We start from the raw sequence: 12,575 nt of genomic DNA, 5'->3' as shown, positions 1-12,575 counted from the left end.
CCCGGGCCGCTTCCCTCGCCGCCCCGACCGCGGCCGGAACGTTCCGCAACCCGCTCAACACCGGCCCCGACCCGTACATGACGCACTGGAACGGCAACTACTACCTGACGACGACGCAGGGGAACAGCGTCAAGATGTGGCGCTCCCCGTCCCTGGCCACCCTCCTGACGGCCGACCCCGTCACCGTCTGGACCGACACCGACGCGAGCCGGAACCAGCACATCTGGGCGCCGGAGTTCTACCGCTTCGGCGACCGCTGGTACCTCTACTACACGGCCGACGACGGCACCGACGACCACCACCGCGTCTTCGTCGCCGAGTCCGACCGGGACGACCCGACGGGCCCGTACCACTTCAAAGCGAAGCTCGCCCCGCCCAACCACGCGAACGACTTCGCCATCGACCCCGGCATCCTCCAGGTCAATGGCCGCCTCTACCTCGCCTACAGCGGCATCAACCAGTACCAGCACAACGGCCTCAACATCGCCCCGCTGTCGAACCCGTACACCGTCTCTGGCAACGCCGTCGCGCTGAACGCGGCCGGGGGTTGCCCCGAGGTGCGCGAGGGCCCGGAGTTCCTGTACCGCAACGGCCGCACCTGGATGACGTACTCCACGTGCGACACCGGCAAGCCGGACTACCAGCTGTGGATGATGTCGCTCCCGGACGGCGCCGACCCGCTCGTGCCCGGCACCTGGCAGCAGCACCAGGGGCCCGTCTTCTCGCGCGCCGACGACCGCGGCGTCTACGGCCCCGGCCACCACGCCCTCTTCGAGTCCCCCGACGGCAAGGAGGACTGGATCGTCTACCACGCCAAGTCCACGTCGGTGAACACCTACAGCAACCGCACGACGCGCGCGCAGCGCATCGGCTGGAAGGCGGACGGCAGCCCGGACTTCGGCGTCCCGCTCGCGACCGGGGCGACGCAGGACCTGCCCTCGGGCGATCCGGGCCCCGGCGCCTACTGGATCAACGACGACGGCCGTTCCAGCGGCGCCGGCTCCCTCGCCTACACCGGCACCTGGAACTCCGGCACCGGCTGCGGCGCGCAGTGCTTCTGGGGCGACGACCACTGGAGCGCGACGGCGGGCGACACCGCCACGTACACCTTCACCGGCACGAGGATCGCGCTGCTCTCCGTACGGGACACGGGCAACGGCTACGCGGCGGTGAGCATCGACGGCGGCGCCGAACAACGCCTCGACTACTACGGCACCCCGCGCACCGGCGAGAACCTCCAGTACCTGAGCCCCCGCCTGCCCAGCGGCAAGCACACCCTGCGCGTCCGGGTGACCGGCGACCGCGACGGCCAGTCCGGCGCGGCCTTCGTCGGCGTGGACAGGGCGGAGGTCTGGACGATCTGACGGGGTGTCCGGTCCGGCCGGGCCACACGGGGGCCGCGTTTCGCGCGGAGCCCACGCGGCCCGGCCGGGCCCGGTCCCGCCGCGCTGTCATGTCGTCGGGCCGACCCGTAATCCCGTGGTGGAAGACGATCGTCGTTGACGAGGATCGGGCCATGCGCATCCTCCTGGAGACCGGCCGCCTCACCCTCCGCGCCGTCACCGAGGCCGACACGGACGACCTCCTCGCCCTGGACAACGACCCGGCCGTGACGCGCTTCCTCAACGGAGGCCGTCCCACGACCCGTGAGGAGATCCGGACCGGCACGCTGCCGCGCCTCCTCCACGACTACCCGGGCCTCGGCACGCGCGGCCACTGGGCCGCGCAGGAGCGGGAATCGGGCGCGTTCCTCGGCTGGTTCGCCCTCCGCCCCCTGGCCGAGGACAGCCCCGCCGAGGTCGAACTCGGCTACCGCCTGCGCCGGGAGGCGTGGGGGAGGGGCTACGCCACGGAGGGCTCCCGCGCCCTGATCCGCAAGGGCTTCACGGACCTCGGCGTCCTGCGCGTCACGGCCCAGACGATGACCGTCAACACGAAGTCCCGCCGCGTGATGGAGAAGTGCGGCCTCACCTTCCTCCGCCACTTCACCGAGGAGTGGCCGGAGGTGATCGAGGGCTCGGAGCACGGGGACGTGGAGTACGCGCTCACGCGGGCGGAGTGGGAGCGCGCGGAAGGCAGGGGGACGACGGGCTGAGGGCCGCCCGCGCGGCCCTCGCCGTCCGCCCTCGCCGGAGGCCCCTACTGGAGCGGGAAGTCGATCCCCCGCTCGGCCTCCGGCCGGGGCCCGTGGATACGGCGGTCGGCCGCCGGGATGGCCACGTCGTTGATGCTCGCCTCGCGGCGCCGCATGAGCCCGTCGGGGGCGAACTCCCACAGCTCGTTGCCGTAGCTCCGCCAGGTCCCGCCCTCCGCGTCCCGCCACTCGTACTGGAAACGGACCGCGATCCGGTCGCCCTCGAAGCTCCACAGGCCCTTGCGGAGCGCGTAGTCCCGTTCCCGTTCCCACTTGCGGGTGAGGAAGGCGACGATCTCCTCCCGGCCGCGCACGAACACGTCGCGGTTGCGCCACACCGAGTCCGGCGTGTACGCGAGGGCGACCCGCTCGGGATCGCGCGTGTTCCACGCGTCCTCGGCGGCCTGGACCTTGCGCAGGGCGGTCTCACGGGTGAAGGGCGGGTACGGCGGCCGGTCTTCGGGCACGGCGGATCTCCTCGACTCGTCAAGAACGTGCGTTCTCCATCGACGTGCCCTAAAGTAGGGAACGATCGTTCTCTACGTCAAGGAGGCGCCGCGGATGCCGGCCCCGATCACCCAGGAGCAGAGCCTGCGGGACCACCGGGTCCTGCTGGACGCGGCGGAGAAGCTGTTCTACGAGCGGGGCGTCCAGGCCGTGGGCATGGACGACGTCCGCGCGGCCTCCGGCCTCCCGCTCAAGCGCATCTACCGCTTCCACGCCGCGAAGGAGGACCTCCTCGTCGCGGTGCTGCGGGAGCGCGACCGGCGCTGGCGCGGCGCGCTCGCCGCCCACGTGGAGCGATGCGCCGATCCCCGTGCCCGCGTCCTCGCCGTCTTCGACTGGCTCGCCGAGTGGTTCACCGAGCCGGGCTTCCGCGGTTGCGCCTGGATCAACGTGCACGGCGAACTCGGCGCGACCTCCGAGGCCGTACGCGCCGAAGTCCGCGCGCACAAGGCCGCGTTCCGCGAGCAGATCGAGACCTGGGCGCGAGCGGCCGGGGCCCCGGCGCTCGCCGAAGCGGTCTACCTCCTCGCCGAGGGCGCCGTCGTCACCGCCGGCATCACCGGCGACCCCGCCCCCGCCCGCCACGCCCGTACGACGGTCGCGACGCTCCTCGACCGTCCCTGAGGCGCCCGGCCTACCGGCCCTCGTCCCCGCCGCGCACGGGCCGCAGCGCGTTCCGCCGCGCCGAGCGCCGGGCCCACAGCGCGAGGACGAGCAGCACCGCCCCGCAGCCGCACCACCACCACGCGTTCGCCGCGCCGCGCACGGCACCGACCGCCCCGAGCACGGCCCACAGCGCGAACAGCGTGCAGGCCGCCGTCCAGGCGATGTCCCAGACCCGCCGCCGCGCGGCGACGCGTTGCGGCGTACCGGGCTCCAGGGGGCCGAGGGCGGTGGGGTTCCTTGCGCGGTCCATGCTGTGTCGTCGTCATGCCCGACGGGTACCCCGCCCGGGCGACGTTACGGGCCGGCCCACCCCACGCCGACGACGGTCCCGCGCCCGCCCTCCGGCCCCGGCACCACCTCGACCTGGGCGGCCGAGAACCCGGCGGCCTTCAGCAGGGCCTCCCACTCCTGCGGCGGGTAACCCCACCGCGGCACGCCGGCCACGTCCGCGCGGCGGCGCAGAATTTCCGGCCCGTACAGCCCCGCCGCCGTCTCCCCGTGCGAGAACACGAACCGTCCGCCAGGCGCGAGCCGTCGGCGGACCAAGGGAAAGAGGGACGCGGGGTCGCAGAACCAGGCGGCCCCCCAGATCGAGTACACGACGTCCCACACCCGCTCCGTCCGCGCCACGTACGACTCCACGTCCTCGCACACGAAGTCGAGCCCTCCGACGCCCGCCCACCACCGCCGCGCCCGCCCGACCTGCACGGGCGACACGTCAACCCCCGTCACCCGCACTCCGCCGCGCGCGAGCCACGCCGCCTCCCGCCCCTCCCCGGACCCGAGTTCGAGAGCGGTACGCGGCCCGCCGAGCAACTCCACGCCGGGCCCGTGCCCTGCGTAGGGCGTCCATCCGACCGGCAGGGGATCGGGCGGGGCGCCGTGGGGCGCGGAGGGTTTGTAGAGGTCCCAGTAGGCGGCACGGTTCACGAAGGGCTCCGGCGTGGCGGACGGCGCTGCCCAGCGCGGCAGATTCTCCAGGAAGCCGGTCCACGCGGTGGGGCTCGCGGTGAGGCCGGGGCGCGTGACGTCCTTGGAGTCGCGGATGTGGATGACGGCCGGGGTGAGGGCGACCTCTACACAACTGTCGCCCGAGCTGCTGTAGGTGCTCTTGAACCAGGTGAGGGTGCTCATGCCGTGTCTCGCATCTCTTCGATCAGTCGTTTCGAGTCGGACTCGCTGAAGGCTTGCGCCGACAACTTCGCGTAGCGCTGTTTGAGGCGGGCTCACCGGCGTGGGGTCGGATCTGAGCGCGCCGCTCAACTGGCCCTCTGTGTAGGCGTGCCAGCGATGGTCCGCCGCCTCCATGAGGTGCACGGGGCCGTCGAGACCGGCGTGCTCGGGCTGGTAGCGGGGGATGATCTGCACGGACACGTTCCAGTTGTCCCGGATGATGTCGAGCAGGTGGGTCAACTGCTCCTGCGCCACGCTCACTCCGCCGAACCCCCTGTCCAGCACGCTCTGCTCGATCACGAAGCCGTAGGTGGTGGGCGGGTCGCGCTTGGTGCTGAGGAGTTCCTGCCGCGCGAGACGGCTCTCGACCCGTTCCTCGATCACCTCTTGACGGGGCGTCGGCGGGACGGCGCGCAGCAGGGCGCGAATGTATGCCGGGGTTTGCAGGATTCCGGGCAGAAGGCGGGACTCGTACGTGTAAACGCCGAGAGCGGTTTGCTCCATGGCCGCCCACTCCTGGTACCAGCTCGGCATCCCCCGGCTGCGTGAGAGGTACGGCACGAAAGCCTCCAGGATGCCGCGCGCCTCCAGCACCGCTTCGGACTGTTCGATGAAGTCCTCCGGCGGCATCCGGCGTCCCTGCTCGATCGAGGAGACCGTGGCGGAGGAGAAGCGCACCCGCTCGGCGAACTCCTGCTGTGTGAGTTCCCGCAGCATCCGCAGCCTCTTGAGCACGGCGCCGAAAGCCAGCAGCACCTCCGAGCGCTCGGGCTCGCCCGCCGTCATCATCCTGGGCATCCAAGGGCCCTTTCGTCACTGTTCGTTCGCCACCCATGGTGCGGTGGTACCGCTCGCACTGTCCCCTCCCCGCACTCGTACGCTCACCCACCGTACGAGTGCGGAGTATGGTCTTCGCCCAGGTCGGGGCGTCAGCCTTACCGCCATGACCACCACTCACACGCCCCGCCCGTCCGCCCCCGCCCCCTTCGTGCAGCGGTTCAGTTCCACGCTGCTCGGGGCCCGGCTCGCGCGGCTTCTCGTCGTGCACGAACTCGGGACGTGGGGGCTCGGCAGCGGGAGTCCTCTCGTGCGGCGGGTCGAGATCGTCGTCGGGGAGCTGGCCGCCAACGCCGTCACGCACGGCAAGGTTCCGGGGCGGGATTTCGAGGTGCGGGCGGAACCGCGCGTCACGGAGGGCGTGCTGCGGGTCGATGTGGCCGACGCGCGCGGGGAGCGCAGGCCGCCCGTGCCACCGGGGCCGCGCGGGCCGCTCGCCGAGGGCGGCTACGGGCTCGTGCTCGTGGACGCGTGCGCCGACCGGTGGGAGGTCGTGGACCGGGGGCCGGTCGGCAAGACCGTACGGGCCGAGTTCGCCGTGGACGGCGTGCTCTGAGCGGACGCCCCCGCACCGCCCCCGTACGCTGGCGCTCGCCGTACCCGTACCGCGAAAGGCGAGCCCATGGCGACCGAGACCCCCGACCCCTTCACCTCCGCCGAGTACGAGAGCCGGATGCGGCGGGCGGCCGGGAACGCGCAGGCGGCCGGGCTCGACGGGCTCGTCGTGACGCCCGGCCCCGACATGGAGTGGCTGACGGGCTACCGGGTGCCCGCAGTGACCGAGCGGGCCACGATGCTCGTGCTGGCCGCCGGGCGCGAACCCGTCCTCGTCGTGCCCGCGCTGGAGGCGCCCGACGCCGAGGAGGCCCCGGGCGCGGGGGCGCTCACCTTCGAGGGCTGGCGCGACGGACAGGACCCCTACCAGCTCGTCGTCCCGCTGCTCCCGCTCGGCGGCCGGCTCGGCGTCAGCGACAACGCCTGGGCGCTGCACCTCCTCCACCTCCAGCGCACCCTGCGCGGCTCCGCCTTCGCCTCGCTCACCGAGGCGCTGCCGATGCTGCGCGCGGTGAAGGACCAGGCCGAACTCGCCCGGCTCGCCGCCGCCGCCGAGGCGGCCGATGCCACGTACGAGGAGATCAAGACCGTGCGCTTCGCCGGGCGCCGCGAGAACGAGGTGGCCGCCGACCTCGCCGCGCTGCTCCTCGGCCACGGGCACTCGCAGGTCGACTTCACCGTCGTCGGCTCCGGCCCCAACGGCGCGAACCCGCACCACGAGGCGGGGGAGCGGGTCATCGAGGAGGGCGACACCGTCGTCCTCGACTTCGGGGGCCTCAAGCACGGCTACGGGTCCGACACGACCCGCACCGTGAGCGTCGGCGAGCCCTCCGCCGAGGTCCGCGAGGTGCACGCCATCGTGCGGCGCGCGCAGGAGGCCGGTTGCGCGGCCGTACGCCCCGGCGCGACGTGCCAGGACATCGACCGCGCCGCGCGCGCCGTGATCGACGCGGCCGGGTACGGCGAGTACTTCATCCACCGCACCGGGCACGGCATCGGCGTCACGACGCACGAACCGCCGTACATGATCGAGGGCGAGACGCGGGAGCTGGTCCCGGGCATGTGCTTCTCCGTCGAGCCGGGCATCTACCTCCCGGGCCGCTTCGGCGTCCGCATCGAGGACATCGTGACGGTCACGGAGACCGGCGGCGAACGGCTCAACAAGACCTCGCGGGACCTCGCCGTCGTCCACTGAGCCGCCCCTCCGCGAGGCGGGTGGGCGCCCGCCCGCCGCGCGGAGGGATTCCGCCGCCGCTCAGGCGTCCTCCGCCAGCACCACGCACGAGCGCCCCGGTACCGTCACCGTCCCGCCGCCGTCCGGCTCCGCGACGTCCTCCCACGCCGCGAGGACCTTCACCGGGCCCGGCTCGACCGGCACGTCGACCGGCCCGGCGCCCAGGTTCACCGCGAGCCGCACGTCCCCGCGCCGCACCGCGAACCAGCCCGCCTCCGCGTCGAACGCCGTCTTCACGGCCGTCAGGTCGGGGGACTGGAGGTCGGGGCGCGTGCGCCGCAGGTCGATGAGCGCGCGGTACCAGGCGAAGAGGCGCGCGTGCGGCTCCTCGGCCAGCTCCGCCCAGTCCAGGCACGAGGCCTCGCGCGTCGCGTGGTCCTGCGGGTCGGGGATGTCCTCCTCGGCCCAGCCGTGCTCCGCGAACTCGCGCCTGCGCCCGCGCCGCACCGCCTCCGCCAGCTCCGGATCGGTGTGGTCCGTGAAGAACTGCCACGGCGTCGAGGCGCCCCACTCCTCGCCCATGAAGAGCATCGGCGTGAAGGGCGAGGTCAGGACGAGCGCCGCCGCGCAGGCCAGCACACCCGGCTCCAGCGCCGCGCTCAGGCGGTCGCCGCGCGCCCGGTTGCCCACCTGGTCGTGGGTCTGGGAGTAGCCGAGGAAGCGGTGCGCGGAGGCGTGCGCGCGGTCCACGGGGCGGCCGTGGTGGCGGCCCCGGAAGGACGAGTACGTGCCGTCGTGGAAGAACGCGCCGGTCAGTGTCTTGGCGAGCGCCGCGAACGGTTCGCGCGCGAAGTCCGCGTAGTAGCCCTGGGCCTCGCCGGTGAGCGTCGTGTGCAGCGCGTGGTGGAAGTCGTCGTTCCACTGCGCGTCGAGACCGAGACCGTGCTCCGTACGGGGCGTGACGAGGCGCGGGTCGTTGAGGTCGGACTCGCCGACGAGGAAGAGCGGGCGGCCCGTCGACTCGGCCAGCTCCGCGACCGCGCCCGACAGCTCCTCCAGGAAGCTCAGCGCGCGCTCGTCACGCAGCGCGTGCACGGCGTCGAGCCGCAGGCCGTCGATCCGGTAGTCCCGCAGCCAGGCGAGCGCGCTCTCGCGCAGGTACGCGCGCACCTCGTCCGAACCGGGCGCGTCCAGGTTGACGGCCGCGCCCCACGGGGTGCTGTGCCGGTCCGTCAGGTACGGGCCGAAGAGCGGCAGGTAGTTCCCGGAGGGGCCGAAGTGGTTGTGCACCACGTCGAGCACGACACCGAGGCCGAGCCCGTGCGCCGAGTCCACGAACCGCTTGAGGCCCTCGGGCCCGCCGTACGGCTCGTGCACGGCCCACAGCGACACGCCCTCGTACCCCCACCCCCACGTCCCAGGGAAGGGACAGACGGGCATCAGCTCGACGTGCGTGACGCCCAGCTCGGCGAGGTGCGGGAGGCGTTCGGCCGCCGCGTCGAAGGTGCCCTCGCGCGTGTACGTCCCGACGTGCATCTCGTACAGGACCGCGCCCGGCAGCCCCCGCCCGGTCCACTCCGGGTGCCGCCACGCGTACGCGCCCCCGTCCACGACGGCGCTGAGCCCGTCGGGCCCGTCCGGCTGCCGCCGCGCGCGCGGATCGGGGTACGGTCCGGCCCCGTCCACCACGTAGCCGTACCGCGCCCCCGCCCCGGCCTCGGCCTCGGCCGTCCACCAGCCGGGGCGGGTGGGGTCACGCTCCATCCCGTGCGCCGACTCCTCCACCTGGAGGGCGAGTCGCTTCGCCTGCGGGGCCCACACTGAGAACTGCACCGGATCTCCTTGGTCGGGGGAGGCAACAACACCGGGCTGGCGCCGATCGGTGACGCTCGGTGTCCATGGTGGCGCAGATCAGCGGGATTCGGGGAGCTTTTCGCAGGGGCGCTGTGTCGGGCCCGGCCACCCGCCGAGGGGTGACGAGCCGGGACGGGCCCGCGCCCCGGTCCGGGGGCCGGGGCGCGGGTGGTGGGGGGTACGGGACGCGCGTAGTGGGGGTACGGGGTGGGTCAGCGCATCGCCGCCGCCGCCGCGCGGGCCAGCGTGCCCGCCGCCTCGGAGCGGGCCTTCTTGCTCGCCTTGCGGTCCGCGAGGGTCTTCGCGGCGGCGGTGAGGATCTTCTTTCCCGGTTTCTTCTTCGTCGCCGGGGCCTGCGCGAGCGCGCTCGCCGCCGCCTTCTTCTCGGCCTTCGTCGGCTTCGAGCCCGCGACCGTCCTCCCCGCCGCCGAGGCGGAGCCGGAGCGCGTCGCCTTCTTGCCGGAGCCCTTCTGCGCGAGGGCGCTGCCCGCCGCCTTCTTGCCCGAGGAGGTCTTCGCCTTGCCGCCCACCGTCTTCCCGGCCGCCGAGGCGGACTTCTTGCCCGTCGTGCCGGACGCCTTCTTCGTCTTCGTCTGCGTCATCTCGCCCTCCAGGGTGGTGCGTTGGTCGTGCGTGCGGTGATGCACCATCGGGTGCCCACGGGAGGGCCGCGCACGCCCCCGGGACGTGTCCCTCAGTCCCGGTACCTGTCGAAGACGCGGTTGCCGTCGCGGACGAGTTTCGTACGAAGCGTGTCCAGGCCGATCGCTCCGCTGTAGTACTGCTGGAGGGCCGGGGTGGCGACCTTGTCCATCCACTCGGGGTAGCCCCGCGCGCCGAGCGCCGGGGACGCGACGAGGTGCCGTGCGACGCGCGCGCCCGTCCGCCAGCCGTTCTCCTCGGTGTTCAGGGACGGGTCGCGCAGCGACGCGGTGCCGGTGGGCAGGAGCCAGTCGCCGCGCGCGAGGCGGGTGAGCGAGGCGGTACGGGTCAGGAAGGCCAGGAACGCGACGGCGGCCTCCTTGTGGCGGCAGGCGCGCGAGACCGACAGCGTCTGCGGGCTCACGCCCTGCGCGCGGCCCCCGTCCGGCGCCCCGCGCCCCACGGGCAGCGGCAGCGTCACCCAGTCGAAGCCCTTCGGCGCCTGCCGGCTGACCTGCTGGCGGTACGAGAAACCGAGCGGGACCATCGCGTACCGGCCCGCGAAGAAGCCGGGCAGCGTGTCGCCGCCGCCCATGCCGAGCCCGCTCGCCGGGGCGCTGCGCTCGTCCCGCACCTGCCGCCTGATCAGCTCCGCGACCGCCGAGTCCGCCGCGTCGAAACGGACCCGCGTGCGGTCCCCCTCGCGGTGGATGACGCGCCCGCCCGTCGTCAGCGCCATGTTGACCGTCTGGTTGACGGGTTCCTTCATCGCCCAGACGACGCCGTACCGGCTCTCGCGCCCCTTGGCGTGCCGCGTCAGCTCGCGGGCCACGTCGGCGAACTCGTCCCACGTCCACGGGTGTTCGGCGGTGGGTGGTGCCACTCCCGCCGCGGCGAGGAGGGCGCGGTTCGCGATCAGGACGCGCGGCTCCTGGAGGAACGGCACGCCGTAGAGGCCGCCGCGGAAGCGGGCCGTGTCCCAGGAGGCGGCGGGGACGCGGGCGCGCAGGTCCGCCGGGAGCAGGTCGCTCAGGTCCGCGAGGTCGCCGCCGTGGCCGAAGTCGGTGAGATCGTTCGCCTCGTCGTGGATGATGTCGGGCGCCGCGCCCCCGGCGAAGGAGGTCAGCAGCTGGTCGTGGACGTTCGTCCACGAGCCCTGCACGTAGCGGACCCGGACCGCCGGGCGGGCGCGGTTCCACTCCGCCACGAGGGCCTTGTTCGCCGCGACCGACTCGGCCTGCCAGGCGAGCGAGAGGAAGTCGAGCGTCGGGCGCCCGTCGTCGTCACCGCCCGAACCGCAGGAGGACAGCAGTCCGGTGGAGGCGACGGCCGCCGCCCCGAGAACCGTACGGCGCCGCATCAGCCCTTCACCGCCCCGCCGAGCATTCCGCTCGCCAGCCGCCGTTGCAGGAGGCCGAAGAAGACGAGGCTGGGCAGCGTCGCGAGGATGGCGGCGGCGGCGAGCGGGCCGAGGTCGGCGGCGCCCTCCGCGCCGATGAAGTGGGTCAGGATCACGGACATCGTCTGCTTCTCCGGGGACTTGAGCAGGACCAGGGCGAAGAAGAACTCGTTCCACGCCGTCACGAACGAGAACATCAGCGTCGCGACGAGCCCCGGGGCGAGCAGCGGCAGCACGACGCTCCGCAGCGTGCGCCACCGCCCGGCACCGTCCACGGCGGCTGCCTCCTCCAGCGAGGGCGGCACCGCCCGTACGTACCCCTGGAGCATCCACAGCGCGAACGGCAGGTTCCACACGACGTACACGAGGACCAGACCCGGCAGCGAATCGACCAGACGCACGCTCCGCAGCACCAGGAACAGCGGGATGATGATCAGCACGAAGGGGAACATCTGGCTCACGAGCACCCAGCCCGTGCCGAGCCTGCCGAGCAGCGAGCGGTAGCGCACCAGGACGTACGCGGCCGGAACGGCGACACCCACCGAGATCAGCGCGGCCGAGCCCGCCACGAGCAGGCTGTTGAGGCCCGAGCGCAGCAGCGGCTGCTGGTCGAAGGCGGCGCGGAAGTTGGCGAGCGTGGGGTGCGCGGGGAGCCACGAGGGATCGACGGAGCCCAGCTCGCGCGGCGACTTGAAGGCCGTGGACAGCAGCCACAGGAGCGGGAAGGCGAGGAACACGAGGTAGCAGAGCAGGGCGAGGTACTGGCCGGTGCGGCCCGCGGCACGGCGCGCGCGCCGCCCCGCCGGAACGGCCGTACGCCCGCCCGCCGGGACTCCCGTACCCCCCGCGCGCCGCCCCGCCGGAACGGAACCGCTCACTGGTCCTCCCCTTTCAGCCGCCCGCGCAGGAACACGGCCAGGATCACCGCGACGACGGCCATCATCACGAGCCCCATGGCCGCCGCGTAGCCGAACTGGCCGTACCGGAACGCCTCCTCGTACGCGAAGAGCATCGGCAGCCGCGTCTTCCCGCCCGGCCCCCCATTGGTCAGCACGTAGACAAGACCGAAGGAATTGAAGTTCCAGATGAACTGGAGCGCCGTGATCGCGACCGCGACCGGGCGCAGCGCCGGCCACGTCACCGAGCGAAAGCGCCGCCACATCCCCGCCCCGTCGAGCGCCGCCGCCTCGCGCAGCTCGGGCCACACGTTCTGGAGCCCCGCGAGCAGCACCACCGTCGTCTGCGGCATCCCCGCCCACACCCCCACCGCGACCACGGCGGGCAGCGCGAGCGAGAGATCCGAGAGCCAGTCCGTGTGGCCGCTCGTCAGGCCCACGTCGCGCAACGTCGTGTTGAGCAGCCCCGCGTCCGGGTGGTACACGAGCCGCCACATGATGCCGATGACGACCTCGGGCATGGCCCACGGCACGAGCGCGAGCGTCCGCGCCAGCCAGCGCAGGCGCAGATTCTGGTCCAGCAGCAGCGCGAGTCCGAGCGACAGGGCGAACTGGAGCGCCGTGACGGCGAGCGCCCAGGTCAGGCCGATACGGAACGAGTCCCAGAAGAGCGCGTCCCAGCGCAGCGCGGCGAAGTTGTCGAGCCCCGTGAGCGAAGTGCCGCGCGCGCTGCCCGAC

The 12,575-nt window shown here is 73.3% G+C and carries 13 protein-coding genes; 5 read left to right on the top strand and 8 right to left on the bottom strand.

Features of this window, described 5'->3' with window-relative positions:
- Positions 1 to 1,364 (top strand): family 43 glycosylhydrolase (locus SSBG_RS04330; RefSeq protein ID WP_106429301.1); only part of this gene is annotated, 1,364 nt, incomplete at its 5' end.
- Positions 1,365 to 1,516: 152 nt separating this feature from the next.
- Complete coding sequence (locus tag SSBG_RS04325) at positions 1,517 to 2,095, top strand: GNAT family N-acetyltransferase (protein ID WP_008745002.1); 579 nt, start codon at positions 1,517 to 1,519, stop codon at positions 2,093 to 2,095.
- A gap of 44 nt (positions 2,096 to 2,139) precedes the next feature.
- On the opposite strand, the gene SSBG_RS04320 is transcribed toward SSBG_RS04325, so the two are convergent.
- Positions 2,140 to 2,601: a nuclear transport factor 2 family protein gene (locus SSBG_RS04320; RefSeq protein ID WP_008745001.1), complete on the bottom strand. Its 462-nt coding sequence runs from the start codon at positions 2,599 to 2,601 to the stop codon at positions 2,140 to 2,142.
- Positions 2,602 to 2,695: 94 nt separating this feature from the next.
- On the opposite strand from SSBG_RS04320, the gene SSBG_RS04315 reads away from it, so the two are divergent.
- A complete protein-coding gene (locus SSBG_RS04315; protein ID WP_008745000.1) occupies positions 2,696 to 3,265 on the top strand; it encodes a TetR/AcrR family transcriptional regulator in 570 nt (189 codons plus the stop codon).
- Between the two features lie 10 nt (positions 3,266 to 3,275).
- Here SSBG_RS04315 and SSBG_RS04310 read toward each other — a convergent pair whose 3' ends face one another.
- A complete protein-coding gene (locus tag SSBG_RS04310; RefSeq protein ID WP_008744999.1) occupies positions 3,276 to 3,557 on the bottom strand; it encodes a hypothetical protein in 282 nt (93 codons plus the stop codon).
- A 44-nt stretch (positions 3,558 to 3,601) separates the two neighbouring features.
- Positions 3,602 to 5,278 carry a Scr1 family TA system antitoxin-like transcriptional regulator gene (locus tag SSBG_RS34225; protein WP_008744998.1) on the bottom strand — a complete coding sequence of 559 codons (1,677 nt, stop codon included), beginning with the start codon at positions 5,276 to 5,278 and terminating at the stop codon, positions 3,602 to 3,604.
- Between the two features lie 145 nt (positions 5,279 to 5,423).
- Between SSBG_RS34225 and SSBG_RS04295 the strand changes: the two genes are divergently transcribed.
- Together SSBG_RS04295 and SSBG_RS04290 are read left to right on the top strand one after the other, a co-directional pair.
- Positions 5,424 to 5,873: an ATP-binding protein gene (locus SSBG_RS04295; RefSeq protein WP_008744997.1), complete on the top strand. Its 450-nt coding sequence runs from the start codon at positions 5,424 to 5,426 to the stop codon at positions 5,871 to 5,873.
- 66 nt (positions 5,874 to 5,939) lie between these two features.
- Positions 5,940 to 7,067 carry a M24 family metallopeptidase gene (locus SSBG_RS04290; RefSeq protein ID WP_008744996.1) on the top strand — a complete coding sequence of 376 codons (1,128 nt, stop codon included), beginning with the start codon at positions 5,940 to 5,942 and terminating at the stop codon, positions 7,065 to 7,067.
- Between the two features lie 60 nt (positions 7,068 to 7,127).
- Here SSBG_RS04290 and treZ read toward each other — a convergent pair whose 3' ends face one another.
- The 5 genes from treZ to SSBG_RS04265 form a co-directional block, all read right to left on the bottom strand.
- Positions 7,128 to 8,879 carry a malto-oligosyltrehalose trehalohydrolase gene (gene treZ, locus SSBG_RS04285; RefSeq protein ID WP_008744995.1) on the bottom strand — a complete coding sequence of 584 codons (1,752 nt, stop codon included), beginning with the start codon at positions 8,877 to 8,879 and terminating at the stop codon, positions 7,128 to 7,130.
- A gap of 233 nt (positions 8,880 to 9,112) precedes the next feature.
- Positions 9,113 to 9,502: a hypothetical protein gene (locus SSBG_RS04280; RefSeq protein ID WP_234010353.1), complete on the bottom strand. Its 390-nt coding sequence runs from the start codon at positions 9,500 to 9,502 to the stop codon at positions 9,113 to 9,115.
- Between the two features lie 92 nt (positions 9,503 to 9,594).
- Positions 9,595 to 10,902, bottom strand: a complete 1,308-nt coding sequence (locus tag SSBG_RS04275; RefSeq protein ID WP_008744993.1) for an ABC transporter substrate-binding protein — start codon at positions 10,900 to 10,902, stop codon at positions 9,595 to 9,597.
- Positions 10,902 to 11,819 carry a carbohydrate ABC transporter permease gene (locus SSBG_RS04270; protein ID WP_008744992.1) on the bottom strand — a complete coding sequence of 306 codons (918 nt, stop codon included), beginning with the start codon at positions 11,817 to 11,819 and terminating at the stop codon, positions 10,902 to 10,904. Before SSBG_RS04270 ends, SSBG_RS04275 begins: the two co-directional genes overlap by 1 nt.
- A partial coding sequence (locus tag SSBG_RS04265) for a carbohydrate ABC transporter permease (RefSeq protein WP_008744991.1) occupies positions 11,816 to 12,575 on the bottom strand: 760 nt, incomplete at its 5' end. The genes SSBG_RS04270 and SSBG_RS04265, both read right to left, overlap by 4 nt.

The sequence above is a fragment of the Streptomyces sp. SPB074 genome, assembly GCF_000154905.1.
In the GTDB taxonomy this organism is placed as follows: domain Bacteria; phylum Actinomycetota; class Actinomycetes; order Streptomycetales; family Streptomycetaceae; genus Streptomyces.
The sequence above is the reverse complement of the archived record's forward strand: the minus strand, read 5'-3'. Positions and strand labels throughout refer to the sequence as shown.